This window comes from Streptomyces sp. DH37 (genome assembly GCF_029813835.1).
Classification (GTDB): domain Bacteria; phylum Actinomycetota; class Actinomycetes; order Streptomycetales; family Streptomycetaceae; genus Streptomyces.
The window spans coordinates 81,919-104,750 of sequence record NZ_JARVKV010000014.1 but is presented as its reverse complement, the minus strand read 5'-3'; the positions used below and the strand labels follow the sequence as shown (position 1 = coordinate 104,750).

The following is a 22,832-nucleotide window of genomic DNA, read 5'->3' as shown; positions in this document are numbered from 1 at the left end:
GGCTCGTTCGCTCGGTCCGCAGGCCCCCCGGCCTGCCCGCACGCCGTATGTCCTCGCGTCAGCCGACGTGGTTGTCGCTCTGCGCCTCGGCGGCGGGGCCGCCGCATCCCGGCGCGGGCATGTGGTTGTCGCACGGGCCCAGGGTGGAGACGCCCTGCGGTCCGACGGGCATGTGGTTGTCGGCCATGGCCGGAGCGGCCGCTCCGCCCATCAGGGCCGCCGCGAGGGCGAAGGTGGCGAGAACCTTCTTCGGGCGAGTCATAAGGGCTCCTCTGTGAATAACGGTGTTCCCGTTCGTGAAACAACCTAATGCCGTGGGAGCGGCTGTTCGATCTTCGTGGCCGAAAGTCCGTCCGACAGTGGCTCGTTCCATGTGCCGCACGCATTCAGGGACCAGCTTCGGCGATTCCCCCTCTGCATCGCCGCCGCTGGTCCCTGGTGTCCCCCGACTGGTGTGGCTCTAGATCCCGTCGCCAGACACGTGGTTGTCCTCGGTGCCGGCCGCGCCGCCCGAGACGTGGTTGTCCTGAGTGGTCGGGCCGTCGCTGCCGGGGCTCGACACGTGGTTGTCCTGCTTGGGACCGCCGGTGATGGGCTTCTCGGTGGTCTCGCTCATACGGCCGACTCCTAGGTCTGGTGACGAACTGAATCCCGGGGGCCCGCCCGGCGGCTCCCCCGTGGGCCGCCGGACGGACTTCGGGCCGCTCATCCCGGTGGTACAGGGTGTTGGGCCCATCGACCCGCCTGCCCCCCGACGCGACGGGTCGATGGGCATAAGCATGGCGGGCGGCGATAAACAATCGATGAACGTCCGCCTCCGGCGGAGGACCCTCGAGCCGTTACGCGGCCACAAGGACCTCCGAGCCGTTACGCGGCCACAGCGGAGGGCAGTAACTTCCGCGCCTCGTCGGCCTCGAGGGAACCCAGGGCGTCGAAGATGGTCAGCGCGTCCCGCCAGCAGGCACGGGCACGGTCCGTCTGGCCCAGGGCGTCCAGCGCACGTCCCAGGGCCATCAGCACCGTCCCGCGCCGCCACTCCCCGCCGATGCCGCGCAGCGCGAGGGCCTGCTCGGCGTGGGTGGCGGCCTGCGCGGGACGGCGGGCCGCGAGGTGCGCCTCGGCCAGCCGCAGATGGGTCACGCCCTCCCACAGCGGCTGGCGGCTTTCGTGGAAGAGCGCGAGAGCCCTGTTGAGCTCGTCGAGGGCCTCGCTGACGCGCCCGGCGCTCGTCAGCGCCACCCCCAGGGCGTAACGGCCGTTGGCCAGCCGCATGTTGAGCTTCATGTCGGTGTAGATGGCCACGCCGCGTTCGGCGAGCCGGATCGCGCTGCCGATCCGGCCGAGGGCCAGGTGGATGCGGGAGAGGTTGCACAGGGCGCTGGCCTCGCCGGTGCGGTTGCCGTCGGCCCGGAACGCCTCGATGGCCCGGTTCAGATACGTCTCGCCGTCCTGGTAGCGGCCCTGGTAGATGGCGATGATGCCGCGGTCGTTGGGGGCGTAGCACCTGGGAACCGGATCGCCGGTGGACTCGGCGAGCACCATGGCGCGGTGCGCGTCGTCGTCGGCCTGGCCGAAACGGCCCGCCACCGTGTGCACGTGGGTGAGCATGATGCGGGCGCGGCCCTCGGCCCAGGTGTCACCGGTGGTCACCGCCGCCCGGCAGACGGCGGTGGCGGCCCGCTCGTAGCGCAGCGAGTGGGTGCCGGAGTCGGCCAGGTCCTTGGCGGCGATCAGCAGGTCGGCCGCGCGGCGCAGCGTGTCGCCGCCGGCCGACTGCTCCACGCAGGACAGCAGGCAGTCGGCCTCGGCGAACAGCCAGTCCAGCGCCGTGGCGCGGCTGCCGAAGGACAGTCCGGGGCGCTCGGTGGCGGCCAGGTGCGCCACGGTCCGGTCCCCGGGGCGCTCCAGCGCGAACGCGCCCGCTGCCGTGGCCAGGTAGAAGTCCAGCAGCCTCGACAGCGCCGCCTCGCGTTCGGAGGGCGGGTACTCGTCCCGTTCGGCGCAGGTGCGCGCGTAGAGCCGGACCAGGTCGTGGTAGCGGTAGCGGCCCGGGGCCGCCGACTCCAGCAGGGAGGTGTCCACCAGGGACTCCAGCAGGTCCTCGGCCTCCTCCGGTGCCCGGTCGAGCATGGCGGCGGCGGCGTGGACGGAGACGTCGGGGCCGTCGGCCAGGCCCAGCAGGCGGAAGGCGCGGGCCTGCTCGGTGTCGAGCTGGCCGTAGCCCAGCTCGAAGGTGGCCTTGACCGCCTGGTCCCCGGCCTGGAGCTCGTCCAGCCGGCGGCGCTCGTCGGCGAGCTTGCGGGCCAGGACCGAGACCGTCCAGGTGCGGCGGGAGGCCAGCCGGGCGGCGGCGATGCGGATGGCCAGCGGCAGGAAGCCGCAGGCCGCGACCACGTCCATGGCCGCCTCGCGCTCGGCGCCCACCCGTTCGGCGCCGACGATCCTGGTGAAGAGCGTCATGGCCTCCTCCGGGCTCATGACGTCCAGGTCGACCAGGTGCGCGCCGGCCAGGTCGACCATCCGCATCCGGCTGGTGATCAGCGCGGCGCAGCCCTCGGTGCCCGGCAGCAGCGGACGCACCTGGGCGGCGTCGCGGGCGTTGTCCAGCAGCGTCAGGATGCGGCGGCCGGCCAGCAGCGAACGGTAGAGCGCGGCCCGCTCCTCCACCCCGTCGGGGACCGCGGAGTCCGGAGTGCCCAGGGCCCGCAGGAACGCGCCGAGCACGGCCTCCGGTTCGGCCGGGGCGGGGCCCGCGCCCTGGAGGTCCACGTAGAGCTGGCCGTCGGGGAAGCGGTCGCGGGCGGCGTGGGCGACGTGCACGGCCAGGGTGGTCTTGCCCACTCCGCCGATGCCCGCGACCGCCGAGACCGCCATGATCCGGCTCTCGGCGGTGACGAGCTGGTCGCCCAGCTCCGCGACGAAGGAGGTCCGGCCGGTGAAGTCGGGAACGGTGGCGGGGAGCTGGGCGGGGCGTACGAAGGTGGCCGTGCCCGGCGGCGCGGCCTCCTCGGCGGGCCGCGCCAGCTCCTCGTCGGCCTGGAGGATGCGCTGCTGGAGCTCGGCCAGCTCCGGACAGGGGTCCACGCCCAGCTCCTCGGCGAGCAGCCGCCGGGTGTCGGCGTAGACGGCCAGCGCCTCCGCCTGCCGCCCGCCGCGGTACAGCGCCAGCATCAGCAGCTCCCGCAGCCGCTCGCGCAGCGGGTGCTCGGCGGTCAGGGCGGTCAGCTCGCTGACCGCCTCGGCGTGGAAGCCGAGCTGGAGATCGAGGTCGAGGCGGTGCTCCAGCAGGGACAGCCGCCACTCCTCCAGCCGGGTGCGCTGGTTCTCGGCGTACGGGCCGGGGACGTGGGCCAGGGTCTCGCCGTCCCACTGGGACAGCGCCAGGCCGTACAGCTCGCGCGCCCGGTGGCGGTCTCCGGAGGAGGCGGCCTTCTCCGCCTCCAGGGCGTGGGCGGTGGCCGCGTCCGCGTCCAGCTCGGTGTCGGGGCCCAGCCGGATCGCGTAGCCGCCGGACTCGCTGATCAGGGCCTCGGCGCCCAGCACCTTGCGCAGCCGGGAGGCGTAGGTGCGCAGCGCGGCCAGGGCGCGCTGCGGCGGGTCCTCGCCCCACAGCGCGTCCACCAGTTCCTGCGCGGTGGCCGTCTGCCCGCCGCGCAGCAGCAGAGCGGCGAGCAGGGCGCGCTGCTGCGGTGAGCCGACGTTGACCGCCTCGTCCTCGCGCCAGGCGCGCACCGGTCCGAGCACGGCGAAACGCAGCCGGTGGTGACGGTTGTCCGGCTGCCGCAGTCGTTCGCGTCCGGTGTGCCCCTCGCCGTCCATGGTGCCCCCTGCGAAGTGTGACGACCCGCAGCGCACAGTGTGCCTTGTCAAGGGCCGATACGTCAGCCGTGCCCCTGCCTCTCCCCACAGTCACCGCAAACCTGCGACAGAACCGCAAGCCGATGCCCGGACAGATGAGCAGATGTCGGGTGGCAGGCCAAATGCCCTGCCCGGAAAGGAAGTTGGTGGGTGGGTGTGGTGTCCGGGGTCAACGGCGCTCCAGCCAGAGGGGATTCGTCATCGCCGCCATCGGCCCCGGCAGGCCCGCGGCACCGCCACCCCGAAGGGGGTGGCGCACCTCGGCGCGCACGTACGAGGCGAGTGAGGCGGTGGTGCGCCAGGCGACCGTGCCGGAGCCCGACGCGGGCAGCCGCTCCGAGCGCATCTCGCCCTGGTCGGTGAGCAGCCGCACCGTGCCGTCCGGCACCCCCGACACCTCCAGCCGCACCGTCACCTCCGCGTCCGGCGCGACGCGCAGCCGCTCGCCGATCCCGGCGTGCTCGCCGCGCGGGCCCGCGGCCGACAGCTCCAGGCCGATCGCCGAGGACTCCGCCAGCCAGCTCCGGCCCGCCCGTATGCCCTCCAGCACCGCCGTGCGCGACAGGTCCCCGGCGTGGACGACCGTCTGCGGCAGCCCGACGACCTGGGGCTCGCGATGGGCGTCGCTGTTGCCCATCGCCGGTATCCACCGGCTCCTCCCGCCGTCCCCGTCCCCGCCCCCGCCCTCGTTTCCGTATCCCTCCCGGCAGGACTCCACCAGCATGTTGTCCCAGGCGGCCAGGGCCAGTTCGTCGTCGGCCGTCCACGGCCCGTTCCACACCTCCACCGCGTCGGCGCCCGCGTAGCCGAACTTCCACTGGCAGCCCACGAAGGGGCAGTTGGGATGGGCGGGGACCACCAGCCCGCCCGCCCGGTGGATCCTGCGCACGTACCGCTCGTACGCGTCGTCGCGCGCCCGGTAGCGCCAGTCGACGAAGGTGCCCGGATCGACGCCGAGCGCCAGGTAGTGGCCGTTGCGGGTGGTCACCTCCTCACCGCACAGGACGAGCAGGTCCTCGCCCCACAGCCCCTCCCAGGCGCCGTGCCCGGAGGTGGTGTTGTGCTCGGTGGTGGCGATGAAGTCCAGCCCGGCGGCCCGCGCCGCCGCCGCGACCTCCTCCGGTGTGCGCTGCCCGTCGGAGTGCACGGTGTGCAGGTGGCAGTCGCCCCGGTACCAGGCGCGCCCCCGCCCCCTCGCCCGCTCCGGCGGATACGCGGGCTTAGGGGTGCGGCCCTGCTCGCCGTACCGCAGCGTGACGGTGACCTCGTACTCCATGCCCTGCGGGGCGACGGTGTACGGACCCAGGACCACGTGCCAGGTGCCGGGCCGCACCGGGCCGGCCAGATACCCCGGCGTCGCCCTGTGCGCGCCGACGGCGAACTCCGTGCGGAAGCCGCCCGACCATCCCCGGAAGCCGCGCCCGCCCGAAGCCGTGCCGCGCTCGTCGAAGATGCCGATGTCCAGGGCGTTGCCCGGTGTGCCGGAGGGCACGGGGGGCTTGTCGTAGGTGTAGGAGACGGCTATCTCCCGCACCCCGCGCGGCACCTCGACGGGCAGGTACACGAAGTCCGGCGCCCCCGTGGGCAGACGGCCGCGGACCGTCCTGGTCTCCTCCCCGCCCTCCTCGCCCTCCCCGGCGTGCGTGAAGGTCACGGTCTGGAGCGTGAGCGCGCTCGCGGCCCCCGCGGCAGCGGACAGCCTCAGTACGTCGCGCCGGTTCATGCCAACCCCGCCCTGTCGTGTCGGATGTGCCGCGCATCACTTTTCCATGCGCGCGTGACGGGCGGGGAAAGGCCTGTGGATAACCCGGCCGACACCGTGTGACGGCGGGTCAGCCGCGGCCGCTCCTCCTCTTCCGGAGGAGGAAGAGCGCCACCAGCACGACCAGCAGGACGAAGCCGCCCACCAGCGCCGCGACGACCCAGCCGATCCCCTTCCCCTTCTTCTTGCCTTTCTTGCCCTTCTTGTCCTTCTGTGCGCTCGTCGAGGCGCCGGACGAGGTGTCGGTGCTCTTCGACGTGCCGGAGGACTTGCCGGAGCCGCCGCTCCGGTTCCCTCCGCCCGAACCGCCGGAGGACCGGGTGGGGGCCATGGCCCGTACGCCGGGGTCCCCGGCGTCGGCGGCCGCCGACGCCGCGGTGTGGGCGGCGGACGCGGTCCGCGCGGTGGGCGCGGCGTGGGCGGCGGCGGGCGCGCCCACCAGCAGGGCGCCGAGCAGGGCGAGGACGGTGGCGGTGCGCATGGGTTCCCCCGATGAGGCGAAGGCCGAGGACGGCGCGAGGATCCGGACGGCGGGGCCGGAAGCGGAAGGCCCGTCACCGTAGACGGCGCGCGGGCCCCGGCGGATGCGGTCCCCGGGCGCCGTTTTCCCGCCGCCCGGGCCGCGGGCCGCCGCCCGGAGCCGTTCGCGCAGGTCACCCGGTGTACCCGGCGCCGGGGGGAGGCGGGAACGTCCCCACCCCCGCGCCCCGGCCGGCGCCGGGGGCGCTCGTATGCTCGGTCCATGACTTCGAGCGCGCAGGCACCCCCCACCGCCAACGCCATGCGGCGCGCCCTGCGCCGGGCCCGGGACGGGGTCGCGCTGGACACGGCCGAGGCCGCCGTACTGCTCCAGGCGCGCGGGGACGACCTCGCCGCCCTGATGGCGTCGGCCGCACGGGTGCGGGACGCGGGCCTCCGGGCGGCGGGCCGCCCCGGGGTGATCACGTACTCGCGCAAGGTCTTCATCCCGCTCACCCGGCTGTGCCGGGACCGCTGCCACTACTGCACGTTCGTCACCGTGCCGGGAAAGCTCCGCCGCGAGGGGCGCGGCGAGGGCGCCGCCCGGCGGAGCCAGGGGGCCTACCTCTCCCCGGACGAGGTGCTGGACATCGCCCGCCGGGGAGCGGCGATGGGCTGCAAGGAGGCGCTGTTCACCCTCGGCGACCGGCCCGAGGACCGCTGGCCCGAGGCCCGCGAGTGGCTGGACGCGCACGGGTACGACGACACCCTCGCCTACGTCCGCGCCATGGCGATCCGGGTGCTGGAGGAGACCGGCCTGCTGCCGCACCTCAACCCCGGGGTGCTGTCGTGGACGGACTTCCAGCGCCTCAAGCCCGTCGCCCCGTCGATGGGCATGATGCTGGAGACCACCGCCACCCGCCTGTGGTCCGAGCCCGGCGGCCCGCACCACGGTTCGCCCGACAAGGAGCCGGCCGTACGGCTGCGGGTGCTGGAGGACGCGGGGCGCTCCTCCGTCCCCTTCACCACCGGCATCCTCGTCGGCATCGGCGAGACGTACGCCGAGCGGGCCGAGTCGCTGTTCGCGATCCGCCGCGTGCAGCGGGCGTACCACGGGGTCCAGGAGGTGATCGTGCAGAACTTCCGCGCCAAGCCCGACACGGCGATGCGCGGCATGCCCGACGCCGAACTGGAGGAGCTGGCCGCGGCCGTCGCCGTCGCCCGGCACGTGCTGGGCCCCGCCGCCCGCATCCAGGCCCCGCCCAACCTCGTCGACTCCGAGTACGCCATGGTGATCGGCGCCGGGATCGACGACTGGGGCGGCGTCTCACCGCTCACCCCCGACCACGTCAACCCCGAGCGCCCCTGGCCGCAGATCGACGAACTCGCCGAGCACACCCGCGCCTCCGGCTACGAACTGCGCGAACGCCTCACCGTCTACCCGGAGTTCGTACGGCGCGGCGAGCCCTGGCTCGACCCCCGGCTGCTGCCGCACGTCACCGCCCTGGCCGATCCGGCCACGGGTCTGGCCCGCGAGGACGCCGCCGTCACCGGCCGGCCCTGGCAGGAGCCCGACGAGGCGTTCACCGCCACCGGCCGCACCGACCTGCACCGCACCGTCGACACCGAGGGCCGCACCGCCGACCGCCGCGACGACTTCGACGAGGTGTACGGGGACTGGGAGGCGCTGCGCGAGTCCGCGGCCGCCGCCGGGCGGCGGGAGGACGCCCCCGGCCCCCCGCCGTCCGGCGGGGGGCGAGGGGGGAGGATCGACGCCGACGTGCGCGCCGCCCTGGCCACCGCCGCCGACGACCCCACCCGCCTCACCGACGACCAGGCCCTGGCCCTGTTCCACGCCGACGGCCCGGCCCTGGACGCCCTGTGCCGCGTCGCGGACGACGTGCGGCGCGACACCGTCGGCGACGACGTCACGTACATCGTCACGCGCAACATCAACTTCACCAACGTCTGCTACACCGGCTGCCGCTTCTGCGCCTTCGCCCAGCGCCGCACCGACGCCGACGCCTACACCCTCTCCCTGGACCAGGTCGCCGACCGCGCCCAGCAGGCGTGGGACGTGGGCGCGGTCGAGGTGTGCATGCAGGGCGGCATCCACCCCGACCTGCCCGGCACCGCCTACTTCGACATCGCGCGGGCGGTGCGGGAGCGGGTGCCGGGCCTGCACGTGCACGCCTTCTCCCCGATGGAGGTCGTCAACGGCGCGGCCCGCACCGGCATGTCGGTCCGCGACTGGCTGACGGCCGCGAAGGAGGCCGGGCTCGGCTCCATCCCGGGCACGGCCGCGGAGATCCTGGACGACGAGGTGCGCTGGGTCCTCACCAAGGGCAAGCTGCCGGCCGCCACCTGGGTCGAGGTGGTCACCACCGCCCACGAACTGGGCCTGCCGTCGTCCTCGACGATGATGTACGGGCACGTGGACCAGCCCCGGCACTGGCTGGGCCACCTCCGCCTGCTGGCGGAGATCCAGCAGCGCACCGGCGGCTTCACCGAGTTCGTGACGCTGCCGTTCGTCCACACCAACGCCCCGGTCTACCTCGCCGGCATCGCCCGCCCCGGGCCGACGGTCCGGGACAACCGCGCGGTGACGGCCATGGCCCGCCTCCTGCTGCACCCGCACATCACCAACATCCAGACGAGCTGGGTCAAGCTGGGCGCCGAGGGGGCCGCCGAGATGCTGCGCTCGGGCGCCAACGACCTGGGCGGCACGCTGATGGAGGAGACCATCTCCCGCATGGCCGGCTCCTCCTACGGCTCCTACCGGTCCGTCCGGGACCTGGTCGCCATCGCCGAGGCCGCCGGGCGCCCGGCCCGCCCCCGCACGACCACCTACGGCGAGGTCCCCGAGGAGCGCGTACGGGCCGCCGAGGCCTCCGACGGCCACCTTCCGGAGCTGCTGCCGGTGCTGGACGACTGACGCCGGCCCGGACCGGTGCGCGGCCGTACGGGCCCGGGCGACTTCCGGCCGTCTTCCCGGGATCTCCGGCCTCCGTCCACCTCCGAGCCGCTTCAGGCCGCCCGGGGTCGATTACAGTGCGGTCCGAAACCGACGGGCCCGGACGCGGGCGGGAGCGGCCGGGAGCGGACGAGGGAACGGTACGCACGGGAGGGGGCGCACGGTGACCGCGACAGCGGGCGGCGGCATCTGGGGCCGCGCCGAGCAGCAGGACTTCCGCAGCCGGGTGCGCGGCTGCCTGCTCGGCGGCGCCATCGGCGACGCGCTCGGAGCGGGCGTCGAGTTCGACTCGCTCGACGCCATCCGCGCCGCCCACGGCCCCCAGGGCGTGACGGACTACGTCCCCGCCTACGGGCGGCGCGGCGCCGTCACCGACGACACGCAGATGACCCTGTTCACCGTCGACGGGCTCATCCGCGCCCACGTACGGCGCGACACCGGCGCCTGGCACCCGCCGACCGACGTGCACGCCGCCTACCGCCGATGGGCCGCCACCCAGCGCGACTGGGGGCCCGACGAGCGCCGGACGGAGGACGGCTGGCTGGCCCGCCAGGAGTGGCTGTACTCCCGGCGCGCCCCCGGCCGCGCCTGTCTGACCGGACTCGCCGACAGCCGGATGGGCACGCTCGACGCCCCGAAGAACCCCGACTCCAAGGGCTGCGGCACCGTCATGCGCTCCGCGCCCTTCGGGCTGCTCGTCGGCTGGGAGCCGCAGCTCGTCTTCCAGCTCGCCGTCGAGTGCGCCGCCCAGACCCACGGCCACCCCACCGGCTGTCTGGCGGCGGGCGCCTTCGCCGTCGTCGTCCACACCGTCGCCCGGGGCGAGAGCCTGGACGCCGCCGTGCAGCGGGCCCTGGTCCACCTGGCGGCCCACCCCGGCCACGAGGAGACCACGGACGCCCTCAAGCAGGCGCTCGGCGCCGTGCGGCAGGGGCTGCCGACCGCGGAGCGCGTGGAGTCGCTGGGGGAGGGCTGGACGGCGGAGGAGGCGCTGGCGATGGGCGTGTACTGCGCGCTGGTCGCCGAGGACGTGCGGCACGGCCTGCTGCTGGCGGTGAACCACGGCGGCGACTCCGACTCCACCGGCTCCATCTGCGGCAACCTGCTGGGCGTGATGCACGGGGAGACGGCCCTGCCGCCGAACTGGGTCGCCGAACTGGAGGGCCGCGCCACCATCCTGGAGCTGGCCGACGACTTCGCCATGGAGATGACCCAGGGGCCCGCCCTCCACAGCCCGGCCACCCCGGCCGGCTCACCGGGCTGGCTGACCCGCTACCCGCGGGCCTGACGAGCCGGGCCCGAGGCCCCGCGCACGGGGCCCGGCACGTGCCGAGCCCCCTCGGCCGGGACGGCGGACCAGTCGAGAGGGCTTCGGTCGGTGGTGCCGCGCGACGCGGTGCTGCCACCGCTCGGCGCGCGTCGTGCGGGAGGGATCAGCCGCGGGCGAGCGTGCCCCGGCCGAGGGCTCCCACGAACGCCGTCCACGAACCCGGGACGAAGTCCAGCGAGGGTCCCTGCGGAACCTTGGAGTCGCGCACGGCGACCGCCCGCGGCTCCGGGGACCTCACCTCCACGCACGCGCCGTTCCCGGCGGAGTGGCTGGACTTGGTCCAGTTGTCGGTCATGCCCTGTCGGATTGCCATGTCTGCTCCGGTTTCTCCGTCTGCTCCGGTTTCTCCCAGACGGTGAAGAGTGCCGGGTGGGCCCGGCGTGCGGCAGACGGTACCCCTCAACCGGGGCCGCTGACGCCGCTGTTCACTCGACCGGATGGCATATTCCAAACAGCTCTTCACATCGACGAGTCACGGGGTGTAGCTTGCCGTGCCGCCCGTGTGCCGGGTGGCTCCGGAGGCGTCGGCGGGCGGCCTCAGCCCCGGGTGTACTCCTTGGCGATGCCCTCGATGAACTCCCGGGTCTGCTCGACGTTGAGGGCCTGCGCCCGCAGGTGCTCGTACATCACGCTGTAGCTGTGCACGTCGCTGGCCTTCTCCAGGTAGAGGTCGCTGGTGACGCCCTCCAGGTAGACCACCGTCGAGTCCGCCGCGTCCGGGAACTCCAGGATCGCGTACTGGCCGTTGAGGCCGGGGTGCGCGCCCATGGAGAAGGGCATCACCTGCACCGTCACATGGGGCAGCCGGGAGAGTTCGAGCAGGCGCTCCAACTGGTCCCGCATGATCTGCTTCCCGCCGACCGTCCTGCGGAGCGCGGCCTCGTCGACCACCGCCCACAGGCGCAGCGGGTTCTTCGGGTCGTGGATGCGGTCCTGCCGGCGCAGCCGCACCTTCACCCGCTTCTCCACGTCCGCCGCCGACGCCTCGGGCAGCGCGCCCGCGACGACCGCCTCGGCGTACTCGGGGGTCTGCAGCAGCCCCGGCATGACCTGCGGCTCGTACACGCGCAGGGACGCCGCGTCCGTCTCCAGGCCGATGTACACGCTGTACGGGATGTCGCCGAACGCGTGCCACCAGCCCTGCTGTCTGGACTCCTTGGCCATCTGCATCAGCGACTCGACTATCCGCTGGTCCTCGACCTCGTACACCCCGCACAGGTCGCGGACGTCGCGCTGGCTGATGCTGCGGCGGCCGTTCTCCAGACGGCTGATCTTGGACTGGGAGACCAGCAGCCTGTCGGCCACCTCCTCCGCCGTCATGCCCTTCTGCTCGCGGAGCCGGCGCAGCTCCTGTCCCAGCCGACGCCGCCTGACGGTGGGGTTGACACTGGATGCCACGGTGCGCACACCTCCGCTTACGCCGATAAGACCGCTCCTGAAGCAGAGTGCCACCACCGGCGGCGCCTGCGCTGGGAAACGGCCACAGAGGGTGCACGCGCGCAAGCGCGGGGTGGCGGCCGTACGCCGTGCCGGGCGTACGCACCGCCACCCCGCGCTTCGCGGCTCCGGGCCGGTTTCCGGCCGGATCCCGGAGAACTGCCGGGTGGTGGGGTGTGGGGGATCAGCGGGCGCCCGCGCGGGCCATCCCGCCCCGTCGGACCTGCCCGGCGAGCGGCTGGGGCGCGGTGGACCGTGCCACCGGCCGATCGCCGCCCGGACCGCCCGCGCCCCTGCCGGGAGCGGCGCGCCGGGGCTGTGCCGCCACGCCGTTCTGCACGTCCATCACGGCGTGCGCGACGAGGCCGCCCATCGGGTCGTGCCTGATCAGGTCCCGCAGCCGGGAACGGGATGACCGTCCCTCGTTGCCGGGGTAGAGGTGCTTGCCGAGACCGACCGCGTGGGCCAGTGCGGCGAGCGCCGCGGTCCGCGGGTCCGGCGGGACGCCGGTGCGGATCGCGTTGTCGAGCCGGGCCCTGATCTCCCGGCTGACGGCCGTGTCCGTCGCTTGGTAGCGAGTCGTCGGCAACACCCCGCACATCTGGCTGGATACGGCATGGACCATGCCGCAGCGCTCCAGGTGTGTGAGATAGGTTTGGCGTAGCCCGAGCCTGGGCCCGCCGATCCAGTGGACCGCGCGGACGGGGCTGCCGCGTCTGCGCAGCAACTCCAGCGCGGAGTCCAGGGTCGGATCTCCGGTCGGCCGTGGCAGCACCACGGCTATGCGATCCCCATCAGGGGCTATCCGTCCTGCGAGAGCCAGCTCCACGAGCTGGGCCCCGGCCAGGCCGAGGTCGAGCGACTGCGGCTGCGCCGTGGTACCCGTGGCCGGGTCCAGGGCCAGCAGCAGAAGCTCCTCCGGAATCGTTCTACGGCTCCTGCCCATCCATGCCTCCCCGCGTGGATGCATGACAGGGTGACCCCTCTCACAGAGGTCTGTCGAGAGCGCCTGAGGGCTTTGTCATGGAACCGGTAGGTATGTCGTTACCGTCTGGCAATTTAGCGGGCCCTCGCGGCCGCTGAACCGAGCCGGAGTGCCGGGGGAGAACCGGCCTTCAGGACACTGTTTACTGATATGACGAGTGGCGAACACCCAGCGGGAGGCATAGGTGGCGGGCAAGTCCCCCAACAGTTCGGAACGGCAGACTTCGTTGGGGGAGACGACCGGAGAGGCCGGAACGGTTCCCGAGCGGGCGCGCGATCCTCGCGTGGCGCTGTACGAGGCGCCCCGGGACGCGGTGCCCCGGGACGCGGCGGAGGCCGGTGAGGAGGAGCCGTCGCCGAACGGAGACGGCTCCGGGGCGACGGCCGAGGACGCGGCGGGGGAGACGGCCACGGGGGAGGCCGGCGGCGCGGGCGCGGACGGCCGTGCCGCCGACGCCGGCACGGCCGGCACGGCCGGCACAGCCGACACTGACGCCGACGACGACACGGCCGAGGGTGAGGCCGGAGGGGATGCCGCGGAGGGGGCGGAGGAGCCCGGGCAGCCCGAGGACGTCTCCGAGGGCGTCATCGAGGACGTCACCGAGGACACCGACGCCGATGCCGCCGACGGGCGTGCCGACGCGGACGGGACCGGGGCCGGGGACGTCTCCGGGCCGGAGGCGCGGCCGGTGGACCAGGCCACGGCGGTCTTCCGCGCCCCCGGGGGCGAGAACGGGGACGGGGGCGGGACCGACGGGACCGCGGCCGAGAACGCCGTCGAGGACACTGCCGAGGACGACGCCGCCGAGGCCGGTGTCCCGGAGGCGGCGGAGAAGGCCGGGCGGCCGGAGAGGCCCGAGCCCGAGCCCGAGGCGCGGCCGGTGGATCAGACGACGGCGATCTTCCGCGTCCCCAAGGACGAGGGCGAGGACGGGGCCGGCGAGGACGCCGAAGCCGGCAGGCCGGTCGACCAGCCCACCGCGATGTTCCGGGTGCGCCCCGAGGCCGACTCCGGAAAGCCGGAGCCGAAGCGGTCGGGGAAGACTGAGGAATCGGAGAAGACCGGGGAGCCGGAGAAGACCGGGGAGCCGGAGAAGACGGAGGAGCGCGACGTCGAGCGGACGAGCCGCTTCGTACCGCTGCGGTCCGTCGACGCCCCCCGCGTACCCGCGTCCGCGCCCGCCGCGGCGTCCGGGCGGCCGGCTCCGCCGGAGCTGCCGGAGGCCGAGCGGACGAAGCAGCAGCCGCTGCCGCCGCACAAGCCCCTGGAGCTGCTGGCCGAGCTGACGAACAAGCCCGCCCCGCCGGAGACCCCGCTGCGGGTCGCCGTGCGGCGGGTCAAGATCTGGTCGCCGCTGGTCCTGCTGCTGGTGATCGCCCTGGCGGTCGCGCAGCTCATGCGTCCGCTGCCCGACCCGAAGCTGGTGCTCACCGCCTCGGCCACCCACACCTTCGAGGGCGAGGAGCCCGCTCTGAACTGGCCGCCCGAGGGCCAGGCCGTCCTGGAGGTGGAGGGGCTCGGCTCCCTCGGCTCGTACGGCGAGGAGAAGCCGGTGCCGATAGCCAGCGTGGCGAAGGTGATGACCGCCTACGTCATACTGCGCGACCACCCGCTCAAGGCGGGTGAGGAGGGGCCGCGGATACCCGTCGACGCGCAGGCGGAGAAGGACGCGGGCCTCAGCGCCCAGGGCGAGTCGACGGTCGAGGTCGAGGAGGGCGAGGAGATCACCCTCGACGAGGCCCTCCACGCCCTGATGATCGCGTCGGCGAACAACGTGGCGCGGCTGCTGGCCCGCTGGGACTCGGGCGGCTCGGAGAAGGCGTTCGTGGAGAAGATGAACGCCGCCGCCGAGGAGCTCGGGATGGCGAACACCATCTACACCGACGCCAGCGGACTGCGGAAGGACACCGTCAGCACGGCTGCCGACCAGGTCAAGCTCGGCAAGAAGGTCATGGACTACGAGGCGTTCCGGGAGATCGTCAAGAAGCCCTCGTACGAGGACCGCAACGGCGTCGTCCACCGCAACTGGAACGGGCTCGTCCCGTACCACGGCTCCGTCGGCATCAAGACCGGCACCACCACCGCCGCCGGCGGCAACCTGCTGTTCGCGGGCGAGAAGGAGGTCGGCGGCACCACGCAGCTGATCGTCGGCGCGGTCATGGGGCAGCACAAGCCGCCGATCATCGACACGGTGATCGCCGAGAGCCGGGAGCTGCTGGTCTCCGCGCAGGAGGTCCTGAGGTCGGAGAGGATCGTCGCCAAGGGCGACGTGGTGGGTTACGTGGACGACGGCCTCGGCGGCCGTACGCCGCTGGTCGCGACCGAGGACGTCACGGCGGTCGGCTGGTCCGGCCTGAAGGTGGAGCTGGCCCTGACCGACGGCGGCAAGGGCGTACCGCACACGGCGGCGGCGGGCGACACCGTCGGCACCCTGACCGTCGGCAGCGGACCGGGCCAGGTGAGGGTGCCGGTGGCCGTCCGGAGCGAGCTGGCCGAACCGGACACGGGGACACGCCTCACCCGCATCCTGTGACGCGCGGGCCGCGGGGCTCGCGCACGGGGCGCGGTGCGGACGGGGGCTCCCCGTCCGCGCCGCGCCCCGCGCGCGTCCGGCGGGCCCGGACCCGCCGGGGACACCGTTATGGAGCCGTTCCCCCGGACGGCACATGGCCGGGCCCGGGCCGGTAATCCGTATGCCATGGCGAAGACGTGGTGGGCCGTCGCGCGGGGCACGGTCAAGGAGTTCCTCGACGACGAGATCCCGGACCGGGCGGCGACCCTCACGTACTACGGCGTGCTGTCGATCTTCCCGGCCCTGCTGCTGCTCGTCTCGCTGCTCGGCACGGTCGGCGAGACGGCGACGGAGTACATCCTGGAGAACCTCCGGGGACTCGCCCCCGGCCCGGCCCGCGAGATCCTGAGCGGCACCGTGGGCGAGATCCAGCGCAGCAGCGGCGGCGGCTTCCTGGCGATCGTCAGCCTGCTGGGCGCGGTCTGGGCCTCCTCCGGCTACGTCGCGGCGTTCATCCGCGCGGCCAACCGCGTCCTCGACATCCCCGAGGGCCGCCCGGTGTGGAAGCTCACGCCGCTGCGCATCGGCGTGACGCTGGTGCTGATGGTGCTGCTCGCGGTGAGCGCGGTGATCGTGGTGTTCACGGGCGGGGTGGCCGAGCAGATCGGGGCGGCCGTCGGCATGGGCGAGCAGGCGCTGCTGGTGTGGTCGATCGCCAAGTGGCCGGTGCTGGTGCTGCTGGTGGCGTCGATGATCAGCATTCTGTACTGGTCGGCCCCCAACGCCCGGATGAGGGGCCTGCGCATGGCTCCCGGCAGTGTGCTGGCCGTGCTGCTGTGGCTGGCGGCCTCGGCGGGTTTCGCGGTCTACACGGCGAACTTCGGCTCGTACAACAAGACGTACGGCACCCTCGCCGGGGCCGTCGTCTTCCTCGTCTGGCTGTGGCTGTCGAACCTGGCCATCCTGCTCGGCCTGGAACTGGACGCGGAACTGGCCCGCCGGCGGGCGTACGCGAACGGCCTGCCGAAGGGTGAGGAGCCGTACGTGGAGCCGCGCGACACCGCCAAGTGGCCGCGGTCGCTGCGGCGGGAACTCAGGCGGCGCAGGAAGGAGCGGCGGACGCGGGAGGCGGCCGGCCGGACCACCCAGGGCCCGGCCGCCCCGGACGCGGATCCGGAGCCGGGCCCTGATCCGGACGCCTCACGCGGCCATACGCTCGGCAAGACGGCGGACTGAGACCGGCAGCCGGGGGTCGTGGCGCAGGTACCGCTGCCGCCGCGCCCGCCGTCCGCGCAGCACCAGGACCGCCACGACGGCGGCGAGGACGGCCCCGCCCGCGGCGGCCAGCGGCACCGCGTTGCGGCGTCCGGCGCGCACCGCGTCCGAGGCCTTGCGCTGCGCGAGGGCCTTGACGTCGGCCCTGGCCGCCAGCTCCTCGATGGTGTCGCCCAGCTCCTGGCGCGTGCGCTCGATCCGCTCGCGGAGCTCCGCCGGGGTCTCGGGGTCGGTGGGGATGCCCGGAGTGCTCGGGACCTCCGCCTCCCTGGTGTCCCTCGAAACGCTCATCGCCGTACCCTTCCCCTGATCTCGTCCAGGTCGTCGTGCACGCCCCGCAGCGCCCGCTCGGGCTTCGCCGGCGTCGCCCTGCGCATCTGCTGCCGGCCCAGCACCGCCAGCACACCGGCGACGACGAACAGCACCGCCATGATCACCAGGGCGGACAGCCACACCGGCCACACCACGGCCAGACCGGCGATCGCGGCCGTCACGCCGGCGCCCACCGCGTAGAGCGCGACCACCCCGGCGCCGCCGAGCATGCCGCCGCCCATCCCGGCCCGCTTGCCCTTCTCGGCCATCTCCATCTTGGCGAGTTGCAGCTCCTCCTTCATGAGCTGCGACATCTGCGCGGTGGCCCGTGCCACCAGTTCGCCGACGGAGTGCTCGGCCCCGTGCTTGTGTCCGTCCATCCGCTGCATCGTGCTCATCGTCGTTGCGCTCCCCTCATGGGTCAGCACTCCGAGTACCTCCGCTCACCGCCCGCTAACCACGGCTCACCCGTTCGTCGGGGCGTCCGGGGCATCCGGGGGCGTTCGGGGGGGCAGGGCGCCGCCGGGGGCGAGGCGGGCCGCGGAAGGGGGCGTGCACGCGGCGAACGGTGCGTGCACGCGTCTTGACCCGGCCTGCCGACCGGTCGGTAACCTTCGGCCACCCCCCCACGGCGTCACCGCTCACCCCTTCCGTCCCCCCGCGTCCCCGTGAGGTCGTGCAGTGAAGAAGCCCCTGGCCGTCGCGGCAACCGCGCTGTCCGCCCTGGCCCTCGCCCTCCAGGCTCCGTCCCCGGCCGCAGCGACCGCGGCGTCCCCCACCGCCTACGGTCCCGGCAGCGACCCGATCCTCTTCGTCCACGGCTGGAGCAGCAGCGGCTCCGTCTGGAACACCATGGCCGGCCGCTTCCGGGCCGACGGCTGGCCCTCCACCCATCTGAGGCAGTGGAGCTACGACACCGGCCAGTCCAACGCCACCACCGCCCAGCAGGTCGCCGCCGAGGTCGACAGACTGCTCGCCGCCACCGGGGCGAGCCGGGTCGACGTGATCACCCACTCGATGGGCGGGCTCTCCTCCCGCCACTACGCCAAGAACCTCGGCGGCGCGGCGAAGATCGACGCCTGGGTCTCCCTCGGCGGCCCCAACCACGGCACCGACACGGCCAACGCCTGCTTCCAGACCTCCTGCACCGAGATGCGCATCGGGTCGAGGTTCCTCACCGACCTCAACTCCGGCAACGAGACGCCCGGCTCGCCGCGCTACGCGACCTGGTGGTCGCCCTGCGACAGCGTCATCAACCCCGACAGCAGTGTCTCCCTGTCGGGCGCGGTCAACACCAGGACCGCCTGCCTGTCGCACTCCGGGCTGCTGGAGGACGCCACGGTGTACGGACAGGTCCGGGACATGGCCGACGGCTGACCCCCGTCCGCCGTTCCCGGTCGGTTCCGCCCGGTCCCGCCCCGTTCCGCCCGTTCCGCTCCGGGCCGGGGGCGTCCGCCGTAGGCTGGCCCCGATGACCGAGACCGCCGAGACCGCCGAGGATGCCGAGGATGCCGCCGTCGTCGCCCCCGCCGCCCCCGTCGCCGCCGTCGCGCTCGACATCGGCGAGACCCTGGTCCGCGACGACCGGTACTGGGCGGGCTGGGCCGACTGGATCGGCGTGCCCAGGCACACCCTCGCCGCCCTGGTCGGCGCCGTCGTGGCGCAGGGCCGCGACAACGCCGACGCGCTGCGGCTGCTGCGCCCGGGCATCGACGTCGGCGCCGAGTACGCCGCCCGGGAGGCCGCCGGGCGCGGCGAGCACCTGGACGAGACCGATCTCTACCCCGACGTGCGCCCCGCCCTGGCCGCCCTGCGGCGGGCCGGGGCGCGCGTCGTCGTCGCCGGGAACCAGACCGCGCGCGCCGGGCGGCTCCTGCGCGCGCTCGACCTCCCGGCGGACGCCGTCGCGACCTCGGACGAGTGGGGCGTGGCCAAGCCGTCGGCCGAGTTCTTCGCCCGCGTCGTCGACCTCGCCGGGACCGCCCCGCACGAGACCGTGTACGTCGGCGACCATCCCGTCAACGACGTGGCGCCGGCGAAGGCGTACGGCCTGCGCGTCGCCCACCTGCGCCGCGGGCCCTGGGGCCACCTGTGGGCCGGCACCCCCGAGGCCGCCCCCGCCGACTGGCACATCGACTCGCTGCACGACCTGCTCGGCATCGTCGGCGCCGCGGCCGGTCCCGGGGCGGGCCGCTGACCGCTGGAGCCGCCCCCGCCGGCCGCTGTACGGTGCCCGCCATGCCGCCGCGCGCCGAACCCTCCCCGTCCCCCGTCACCGCCGACGACCTCGACCTCGTCGTGCGCCTGGCCGTGGACGCCCTCCGCCCCGCGCCCGCGGACGGCTGGGACCGCGGGGCCGGGTCCCTGGAGTGGAACTGCTGGGAGACCGTCGAGCACCTCGCCGACGACCTCTTCGCGTACGCCGTCCAACTGGGCCCGCGCGAGCCGCCGTTGACGGGCGACGTCCCCTTCGTGTGGGAGAGCCGCAGGCCCGGCGGGCCTGCGAACGCCGTCCACGCCGACCGCGCGGCGGGCCCGGGCGGGCTGCTCCAGGTGCTGGAGGCGAGCGGCGCGCTGCTGGCCGCCATGGTGCGCACGGCGTCCCCGCACGTCCGCGCCCACCACGTCCACGGGGTGTCGGACCCGGAGGGGTTCGCCGCCATGGGGGTCGTGGAGACCCTGGCGCACACCCACGACGTGGCCGGGGGGCTCGGGCTTCCCTGGGAGCCGCCGGCCGGACCGTGCGCGCGTGCCCTCGCCCGCCTCTTCCCGGACGCGCCCGCCGACGTCGGCCCCTGGCCCGCCCTGCTCTGGTGCACCGGCCGCGCCGACCTGCCCGGCCGCCCCCGTCCGGTCGGCTGGCGCTGGTACGCCGAGCCGCGCTCCTGACCCCGCGCCCGTCGGCCGGTGCCCGGCACCGCCCCGAGTCCTCGTGCCGGCCGGGGCGCCGATCCACGTCGATCCACGTCGATGCCGTACTCCCGGACCAGTTCCTCCAAGCCGCCCCGGTACCCCCTGCCTCCCGTGACGAACTCCCAGTCGCCGTTCGCGCGGCGGCGGAAGGATCCCAGTACGAGGGCGGTTTCACCGGCGCGGCCGCCGGAGACCTCCAACTGGTCGAGCAGGGACCCGCTGGAGTCCAGCAGCCGAATGCCGGCGTCGGCGAACCCGGACAGGTCGGCCGTGGGGTTGGCGACGGGATCGACCGCGGCGATGACGACGAGGCGGTCGGCTCGCGCCGGCAGGGCGTCGAAGCGGACCTGTATGGCGGCCCTGTCCGGCGCGACGGGGACGAGTGCGCGGACCGTGCCATCGGGTGTCCGGGGGTTGTTGAAGAAGACGAAGTGGTCGTCGCCCAGAACCCGGCCGCCATGACAGACGAGCGCGCACACGTCCAAGGCGACGCTGCCCGACCAGTACATGCCCAACACGTTGTGGTCCTCCGTGCCGGTCTCACCGTCCGGCGCCGTCCGCTGGGCGGGCACGGGGTGTTCGCCGCCGCCCAGCCGCCCGCGCAGTCCGTGGCGGTGCAGCAGGTCGACCAGTTCGGGGCCCGCCACCAGTTCCAGGGGCTTGCCGTTGGCGAAGGTGTGCGAGCCGGGACCGAATCCGGATGTCGTGACCAGCACACCCTTGTTGGCCCCGGCGTCCTGGACGGTGCCGTACAGATCGCGCACGGCTGTCGGAGGCACGGTGCTGCGGTAACGCTTGACCTGCACGACGATCCTGCCGCCCCGAATCGGGGCCGGGTCCAGCGCGTCGACGTCCACGCCGCCGTCGTTCGAACGCCGGGTGGTCACGGCCTGCATGCCCATGGCCCGGAACAGGTCGGCGACCAGCGCTTCGAAGGCGATGGGATCCATCTCGTACAGGTCCGGCTCCTCGTCGCCTCCATGGGTGACGACACCGTTGCCGACGTCTTCGGGCAGCCGTCCGGGCCGTACGGGCGCGTACTGGTCGGGGCGCGACGAGAGCCGGCCCCGGAGTCCGTCCACCAGACAGGTGACGGCGTTCACCTGTTCCAGGTGCAGCGCGGCGAAAGCCGAACGCGAAGCCATGACGGTGCCGAGGAACATGGGCGCCCGTCTGCCGGTCGTCGGATCGTGATCGTCCACGAACCCGTTCAACGCGACCGATTCCAGCGCACCGAACTCATCGGCCGCGAAGAGGTCGCGGAGGACCAGCAGAAGGCACTGCGCGAGTACGTCCCGGTACAGGGCGCGGCGCTGCGTGACCGGCCGGGGCGACTCCTTCTCCTGGTCGGCGTTGACCATGTAGCGCACCGACTTCGCCTTCGGGACGACGTCGTACCCGGGCAGCTCCCAGTTCAGCACCAACTGGCGCGCGTCGGCGTCGTACGCGGCGGACACCTGGCGGGGCAGGTCCTCCGGCCATCCGGTCGAGGCGTAGAGGGCGGCGGAGAAGTACTCCACCGCGGCCTCGGGGTCCCCGTTGCGAAGCCCGGCCTTCATCTCCGCGATGCCGGCGTTGTGCCGGCGGATCTCGCTCAGCCGGGCCTCGGCCCACTGCTGGTACTGCAGCCGGTAGGCGGCCAACTGGTGCTGACGCCGTGCTTCCGCGGCCTGTGCGGCCTGCCAGTCGCGTTCGAACCTGGATCGGGCTTCCGCCTGTGCCTGGGCCCGCCGTGCGGCGGTCCAACCACCCTGCGCCTGGTACTGGTCCGGGTCCGGCATGCGGATGGGATGCGCGAGCTGTCCCGGGGAGAACGCCTCGATCTGCTCGGGCCGGGTCAGTGCCTCTGCCCTGAACGCCGGAGCCCGGCACCCTGCTGCCAGCAGACCCTGCAACGACTCGACCCGTGCGTCGAGTTCCGCCGTGCGCCGCCGTGCCTCCGCCTCGCGCTGCTCCCGGTACGCCGCTTTCTGCTCGCGGTAACTGCGTGCGAGTTCTCGCTGGTAGGCGCGTTGCTGCCTTTCCCGCTCCCGCTGGTACCTGGCTTGCGCCTCGTGCTGACGTTGCTGTTGGCGCTGTGCTTCGGCCCAGACACCGACCAACCCATTGGAGCGACGGTTCATGCTCTACAGGTCCTCCCCACCAGCGACCCGGCGTGCGTGCACCGAGTCCTGGCCCCGTAACCAGCAGTGATGGGGTGACTTTAGTCGGCGACCGACCGCGCGCCCATGCCTTTGCCGCGGTTGACCCCGCCCCGCCCCGACCCGCGCACACCGGAAAGGAGGCGGCGGATGCCGGTGGGACGTGCTCCTCCGGCCGGGGCGGGAGCCGTCACTCGGTGACGAACCGTCTTGAGCACGTCGGCCCTCGGTGCCCCGACTGCGGCACACGGCGCGCCGCCGCCACGGGAGGGGACGTGCCGGGGCGGCTGCGAGGACTCGTCGGCACCCGTGCCGGGCGAGGCCGGGAACCGGTGCGATGCCGCTCCGCGATCACCACATGCCCTCGGGCGGTCCGGCCGGGAGGCGGCGGGCGCCCGCCATCGGCCGACCAGGTACGCCGCCTGCGTGAGCACGATGCACGGCTGGGCAAGGAGCGCTAGGGGCCGCAGCCTGCCGACCGGCGCGATTCCTCCTCGATGTGAGCGGTCAGGTGCACGCGGACGGGTCCTGAGCGTGCGGTCCGCAGGGCCACAGAGCGGCCGGGACGTCTCACCCCGGCCCGATTCCAGGACGGGCGGCGGCCAGGGCGCACTCGGCGAAGCGGCGTCGTCGCGATGGCCGCCAGTCGGGGCGGCCGTGTCCCCAGCGCGCCATGGCCCGGTCGAAGCCGAGCGGCGGTGGCAGATGGGTACCGGTGGAGAACCTTTCACCCGCACGAGCTGAAATCTGTAGTGGCTGCTGTAGACATGCCTTCGCAGCGGGGCTAGGGTGTCTGCTGTACCCAAGAAGTCGATGAGGCGTGGCAGACACGAACTGCCCGCATGCGGAACAGAGGTTGCGACACGGCGGTGGA

At 73.9% G+C, this 22,832-nt stretch carries 17 protein-coding genes and 1 pseudogene; 7 read left to right on the top strand and 11 right to left on the bottom strand.

Annotation, left to right across the window (positions count from 1 at the left end; all coding sequences use genetic code 11):
* Positions 1-58: 58 nt before the first annotated feature.
* The 5 genes from QC029_RS10650 to QC029_RS10630 form a co-directional block, all read right to left on the bottom strand.
* A complete protein-coding gene (locus QC029_RS10650) occupies positions 59-262 on the bottom strand; it encodes a hypothetical protein (protein ID WP_279555293.1) in 204 nt (67 codons plus the stop codon).
* Between the two features lie 198 nt (positions 263-460).
* Positions 461-616 carry a hypothetical protein gene (locus QC029_RS10645; protein ID WP_279555292.1) on the bottom strand — a complete coding sequence of 52 codons (156 nt, stop codon included), beginning with the start codon at positions 614-616 and terminating at the stop codon, positions 461-463.
* A 251-nt stretch (positions 617-867) separates the two neighbouring features.
* Positions 868-3,819, bottom strand: a complete 2,952-nt coding sequence (locus QC029_RS10640; RefSeq protein ID WP_279555291.1) for a BTAD domain-containing putative transcriptional regulator — start codon at positions 3,817-3,819, stop codon at positions 868-870.
* Positions 3,820-4,027: 208 nt separating this feature from the next.
* The gene (locus QC029_RS10635; protein WP_279555290.1) at positions 4,028-5,581 is read right to left on the bottom strand and encodes a CehA/McbA family metallohydrolase; all 1,554 of its coding nucleotides are present in this window, start codon (positions 5,579-5,581) and stop codon (positions 4,028-4,030) included.
* A 109-nt stretch (positions 5,582-5,690) separates the two neighbouring features.
* The gene (locus QC029_RS10630; protein WP_279555289.1) at positions 5,691-6,101 is read right to left on the bottom strand and encodes a hypothetical protein; all 411 of its coding nucleotides are present in this window, start codon (positions 6,099-6,101) and stop codon (positions 5,691-5,693) included.
* A 261-nt stretch (positions 6,102-6,362) separates the two neighbouring features.
* On the opposite strand from QC029_RS10630, the gene QC029_RS10625 reads away from it, so the two are divergent.
* Together QC029_RS10625 and QC029_RS10620 are read left to right on the top strand one after the other, a co-directional pair.
* Complete coding sequence (locus QC029_RS10625; protein ID WP_279555288.1) at positions 6,363-9,014, top strand: bifunctional FO biosynthesis protein CofGH; 2,652 nt, start codon at positions 6,363-6,365, stop codon at positions 9,012-9,014.
* A 202-nt stretch (positions 9,015-9,216) separates the two neighbouring features.
* Entirely contained in the window at positions 9,217-10,341 is a 1,125-nt protein-coding gene (locus QC029_RS10620; RefSeq protein WP_279555287.1) for an ADP-ribosylglycohydrolase family protein, read from the top strand.
* A gap of 145 nt (positions 10,342-10,486) precedes the next feature.
* On the opposite strand, the gene QC029_RS10615 is transcribed toward QC029_RS10620, so the two are convergent.
* The 3 genes from QC029_RS10615 to QC029_RS10605 form a co-directional block, all read right to left on the bottom strand.
* Positions 10,487-10,696, bottom strand: coding sequence for a DUF397 domain-containing protein (locus tag QC029_RS10615; RefSeq protein WP_279555286.1), 210 nt, complete (start codon positions 10,694-10,696; stop codon positions 10,487-10,489).
* 224 nt (positions 10,697-10,920) lie between these two features.
* Entirely contained in the window at positions 10,921-11,781 is an 861-nt protein-coding gene (locus QC029_RS10610; protein WP_279555285.1) for a helix-turn-helix transcriptional regulator, read from the bottom strand.
* A 223-nt stretch (positions 11,782-12,004) separates the two neighbouring features.
* Complete coding sequence (locus QC029_RS10605) at positions 12,005-12,766, bottom strand: GPP34 family phosphoprotein (protein WP_279555284.1); 762 nt, start codon at positions 12,764-12,766, stop codon at positions 12,005-12,007.
* Positions 12,767-13,088: 322 nt separating this feature from the next.
* Here QC029_RS10605 and QC029_RS10600 point away from each other — a divergent pair, with 322 nt between their 5' ends.
* Positions 13,089-15,338 (top strand): serine hydrolase, encoded by a 2,250-nt coding sequence (locus QC029_RS10600; protein ID WP_336621573.1) that lies wholly within the window; start codon positions 13,089-13,091, stop codon positions 15,336-15,338.
* A gap of 165 nt (positions 15,339-15,503) precedes the next feature.
* A complete protein-coding gene (locus QC029_RS10595; RefSeq protein ID WP_279555282.1) occupies positions 15,504-16,553 on the top strand; it encodes a YihY/virulence factor BrkB family protein in 1,050 nt (349 codons plus the stop codon).
* Here QC029_RS10595 and QC029_RS10590 read toward each other — a convergent pair.
* Together QC029_RS10590 and QC029_RS10585 are read right to left on the bottom strand one after the other, a co-directional pair.
* Positions 16,518-16,883, bottom strand: coding sequence for a DUF3618 domain-containing protein (locus tag QC029_RS10590; protein WP_279555281.1), 366 nt, complete (start codon positions 16,881-16,883; stop codon positions 16,518-16,520). The genes QC029_RS10595 and QC029_RS10590 overlap by 36 nt on opposite strands.
* The gene (locus QC029_RS10585; protein ID WP_279555280.1) at positions 16,880-17,302 is read right to left on the bottom strand and encodes a phage holin family protein; all 423 of its coding nucleotides are present in this window, start codon (positions 17,300-17,302) and stop codon (positions 16,880-16,882) included. Before QC029_RS10585 ends, QC029_RS10590 begins: the two co-directional genes overlap by 4 nt.
* Before the next feature lie 283 nt (positions 17,303-17,585).
* Between QC029_RS10585 and QC029_RS10580 the strand changes: the two genes are divergently transcribed.
* The 3 genes from QC029_RS10580 (at position 17,586) to QC029_RS10570 (ending at position 19,793) form a co-directional block, all read left to right on the top strand.
* Positions 17,586-18,281 carry a triacylglycerol lipase gene (locus QC029_RS10580; RefSeq protein WP_279555279.1) on the top strand — a complete coding sequence of 232 codons (696 nt, stop codon included), beginning with the start codon at positions 17,586-17,588 and terminating at the stop codon, positions 18,279-18,281.
* A gap of 94 nt (positions 18,282-18,375) precedes the next feature.
* Entirely contained in the window at positions 18,376-19,101 is a 726-nt protein-coding gene (locus tag QC029_RS10575) for an HAD family hydrolase (RefSeq protein ID WP_279555278.1), read from the top strand.
* Between the two features lie 41 nt (positions 19,102-19,142).
* Entirely contained in the window at positions 19,143-19,793 is a 651-nt protein-coding gene (locus QC029_RS10570; protein ID WP_279555298.1) for a hypothetical protein, read from the top strand.
* Between the two features lie 71 nt (positions 19,794-19,864).
* Here the strand turns inward: QC029_RS10570 and QC029_RS10565 are convergent.
* Positions 19,865-21,940, bottom strand: a pseudogene (locus QC029_RS10565) (restriction endonuclease); the annotation flags it as partial.
* Between the last annotated feature and the right edge of the window lie 892 nt (positions 21,941-22,832).

Excerpts from the sequence above, each read along its gene's own strand:
- QC029_RS10650 (WP_279555293.1), bottom strand. The coding sequence starts at position 262 with ATGACTCGCCCGAAGAAGGTTCTCGCCACCTTCGCCCTCGCGGCGGCC.
- QC029_RS10645 (WP_279555292.1), bottom strand. The coding sequence starts at position 616 with ATGAGCGAGACCACCGAGAAGCCCATCACCGGCGGTCCCAAGCAGGAC.
- QC029_RS10640 (WP_279555291.1), bottom strand. The coding sequence starts at position 3,819 with ATGGACGGCGAGGGGCACACCGGACGCGAACGACTGCGGCAGCCGGAC.
- QC029_RS10635 (WP_279555290.1), bottom strand. The coding sequence starts at position 5,581 with ATGAACCGGCGCGACGTACTGAGGCTGTCCGCTGCCGCGGGGGCCGCG.
- QC029_RS10630 (WP_279555289.1), bottom strand. The coding sequence starts at position 6,101 with ATGCGCACCGCCACCGTCCTCGCCCTGCTCGGCGCCCTGCTGGTGGGC.
- QC029_RS10625 (WP_279555288.1), top strand. The coding sequence starts at position 6,363 with ATGACTTCGAGCGCGCAGGCACCCCCCACCGCCAACGCCATGCGGCGC.
- QC029_RS10615 (WP_279555286.1), bottom strand. The coding sequence starts at position 10,696 with ATGGCAATCCGACAGGGCATGACCGACAACTGGACCAAGTCCAGCCAC.
- QC029_RS10605 (WP_279555284.1), bottom strand. The coding sequence starts at position 12,766 with ATGGGCAGGAGCCGTAGAACGATTCCGGAGGAGCTTCTGCTGCTGGCC.
- QC029_RS10595 (WP_279555282.1), top strand. The coding sequence starts at position 15,504 with ATGGCGAAGACGTGGTGGGCCGTCGCGCGGGGCACGGTCAAGGAGTTC.
- QC029_RS10590 (WP_279555281.1), bottom strand. The coding sequence starts at position 16,883 with ATGAGCGTTTCGAGGGACACCAGGGAGGCGGAGGTCCCGAGCACTCCG.
- QC029_RS10585 (WP_279555280.1), bottom strand. The coding sequence starts at position 17,302 with ATGAGCACGATGCAGCGGATGGACGGACACAAGCACGGGGCCGAGCAC.
- QC029_RS10575 (WP_279555278.1), top strand. The coding sequence starts at position 18,376 with ATGACCGAGACCGCCGAGACCGCCGAGGATGCCGAGGATGCCGCCGTC.
- QC029_RS10570 (WP_279555298.1), top strand. The coding sequence starts at position 19,143 with ATGCCGCCGCGCGCCGAACCCTCCCCGTCCCCCGTCACCGCCGACGAC.